This window comes from Flavobacterium sp. Leaf359 (assembly GCF_001423985.1).
Taxonomy (GTDB): Bacteria; Bacteroidota; Bacteroidia; order Flavobacteriales; family Flavobacteriaceae; genus Flavobacterium; species Flavobacterium lindanitolerans.
The window spans coordinates 1-2953 of record NZ_LMPW01000006.1 but is presented as its reverse complement, the minus strand read 5'-3'; the positions used below and the strand labels follow the sequence as shown (position 1 = coordinate 2953).

Genomic DNA, 2953 nt, shown 5'->3' with positions numbered 1-2953 from the left:
GCTATCACGTTCTTCCTTGCATCAAGGATCGACACGCCCGCACCCGGTAACGCACGTCCTGTCCTGCCGTCCTTCACCATTGCTATGGCTTCTACCCTGCACACCGGTACCGCCCTGATGATATCGTCAGTGCCGTTCCTGTTCGAGGAGAAGTAGCCCTCGTTTTTGCCCGTATTGAAGCTGAAGGAGAAGTCGTCCTTCTCGCTGTTAACAGGCTTCCCTACGTTAACCGCTTCCCCGTCCCTGTTAAGGTCTGCCCTGAAGACATCAAGCCCTCCGAATCCCTGCTTCCCGCTCGATGCGAAATAAAGGATGCCGTTCTCGCCTATGGAAGGGAACCCTTCCTTGCCCGCCGTGTTCACGTTGGGACCCAGGTTCTGCGGCTTGCCGTAATTGCTGCCGTCAACCGATACCTTCCAGATGTCGGAATCGCCGTGGCCGCCCGGCATGTTCGAGGTAAAATACAACGTCTTGCCGTCCGGGCTGAGGCTTGGGTGCGTTACCGAATAGCTTTTGCTGTTGAACGGAAGTGCCTGGATGTCGGTCCACTTGCCGTCGACCCTTGTCGCACGGTAGAGTCCCTGCTGCCCTATCTTCACGTTGTTCTTCCTGTCCCTGTCGAAGTTGCCGTCATTGAGCCCGTCGCGTGCGAAGAACATCGTGTTCCCGTCCGCGCTCACCGTAACCGGACCGTCATGGAAGGCCGTATTCAGCTCGCTGACCGCCCTGGGTTCCGACAGCGTCCCGTCGGCATTCCTTACCGACTGGAAGATGTCAAGGTAGGGCTGCCTTACCCATTTGTCGGTCCTGTTCGAACTGTTCCTCGTGCTCACGAAGTACAGGATATTGTCATTGGAGAGCACTGCCCCGAAGTCACCCTGGTCCTTGCTGCTGATGCTCGTCTCACTGATATCGAACAGCCTGTCCCTGTTGGACAGGCTCGGGATATAGTCCGGGTTGGCCTTGTGGTCCTTTGCCCTCTGGTCGTCGGGAAGCAGTGCGGCAAACCTGTCCATCTGCCTGTTGGCCTCCTGGTATTTGCCCTGCGACTTCAGGGCCTGGGCATAGCGGTAATATGTTTCTGCATCCTGGCTGCTCTCGGCGGCCTTGGCATACCATCTGGCAGCCTCACCCATATTGAACACGTTGTAGTAGCTGTCCGCCAGCTGCCTGTAGACATGGCTGTCGCCCTTATTGCCTTCGGCAAGCTTGAGGTATTCTTCTATGGCCGCAACATACTGGTAGCTGTCGTAAAGCCTGTCGGCCTTCTCGGAACTCCTGTTCTGCCCGTAACCGGAGGCAATGGCCAGGAACAGGCCTGCGGCAATGTATATTTTTTTCATTTTCTTGCTCTTTTGGGGTTAGAAATATCTTGGTGACACGGATACCTTCTTCGGGAAGTTCAGGTCGAACAGCAGCATGACCTCGTGTGAGGACTGTGTCGATACCTTAAGGTCCGAGATGATACGGTCGTAGGCGTAGCCTACACGTATGTTGGGCGTGACTGCGAAATTGACCATGCCCCCGAAGGAGTCGTCAAGCCGGTAGGTGGCCCCTATCTCGAAGCGGTCGTAGAACAGCATGTTGGCCGAGGCGTCAATGGATGTAGGCGCATCGAAGGCCGACTTCAGCATGAACGAGGGCTTGAGCTTCGTGTTCTCCGAAAGCTCGAAAACGTAGCCCCCCGTCAGGAAGTAGTGCTGTGTCTCGGAGCCGAACCGGTATTCCCTCCCGTCGTTCCTGATGTCGAGGTGCTTGCTCTTGAGCATGTTCGGTACCGAGAGCGCAAGGTAGTACTTTTGGGTATAGTAGAAGAACCCCGTACCGATATTGAAGAACGTGTTGCTCGAGTTTTCCCGGAACGCGGGGTCGTTGATATCGGGTACGTAGCCGTTGCCGATGTCGCTGAACAGCCCTACCTTGTGGAAGGTAGCCCCGGCCTTGATCCCGAGGGCAAGGCGGTGTTCGCCCCCGAGGTTCAGCGTATAGGAGAAGTCCGCATAGGCGTTGGTCTCGTCAACGGGCCCGATCCTGTCCGTTATGGCGGACAGCCCAAGCCCCACATTCTTCCCCACGGGGCTGTGTACCGACAGGGTGCCCGTTTTTGGCGCACCCTCGATGTCTACCCACTGCGCGCGGTAGAGAAGCCCCACCGCAAGGTTTTCCTTGGAGCCCGCATAGGCAGGGTTCATCACGTTCATGTTGTACATGTACTGCGTGTAGTGCGGGTCCTGCTGTGCCCGGGCGCCTACCGTGACCATAAACGCAAGGGCTAGTGTAAGATATGTTTTTTTCATGTGTACCTGTATTTTTCTCTGGTGTAGGGTCTGGCCTGCCTTGCGGCAGGCCGTCCTCACCTTTTATGATTGTTAGTATTGCCTGTTGATATACACCCAGCCCGTTACCGTGCTTCCGTCCTGCTTGGTGATGCTGTAGAAGTACGTGGCATCAGGAAGGTCCTTCCCGTCCCTGTCCTGGCCGTGCCACTGGTTGGTGTAGCTTCCCTTGTAACTGTAGACTTCCGTTCCGTACCTGTTGAAGATGCTCAGGTGCCTTACCCCCATGCCGCCCAGGTCGAACGTGTCGTTCAGCGAGTCGCCGTTAGGCGAGATACCCCTCGGAATGGTGCCGCAGAACGTGCCGTCAACCGTAAAACTAGCCGTCGCGGTACATGCCCCGTCTGTTACCGTTACGGTAAACTCCATAGGGAACTGGGTGCCGGGATGCTGGGAAACGTAGTCGTCGATGTTAAGGTCTGCGGTGCTGCCTACCGTGGCCCCGCTGCCGTCTGTCCAGGCATAGCTGCCCGCGCCCTGCGTGGCCTTCAGCCACAGCGTCTGCCCGGTACACTCCCTGGCGATCGAAACCTCGGGACCTTCGGAGATGGTGACCGCGAAGCTGCCGCTGCCGCCAAGGCTGCACGTTGCAGTGTTCCCGTCCAGCTCGTAGGTGA

At 57.1% G+C, this 2953-nt stretch carries 3 protein-coding genes; all 3 read right to left on the bottom strand.

The features are described from left to right. Positions 1–1343: PD40 domain-containing protein (locus ASG38_RS04080; protein ID WP_056067437.1), on the bottom strand; the 1343-nt coding region annotated here is incomplete at its 3' end. A gap of 18 nt (positions 1344–1361) precedes the next feature. Then, positions 1362–2297 carry a type IX secretion system membrane protein PorP/SprF gene (locus ASG38_RS04075; RefSeq protein ID WP_056067434.1) on the bottom strand — a complete coding sequence of 312 codons (936 nt, stop codon included), beginning with the start codon at positions 2295–2297 and terminating at the stop codon, positions 1362–1364. A gap of 72 nt (positions 2298–2369) precedes the next feature. Then, on the bottom strand, positions 2370–2953 hold a 584-nt coding region (locus ASG38_RS04070; protein WP_056067432.1), incomplete at its 5' end, for a gliding motility-associated C-terminal domain-containing protein.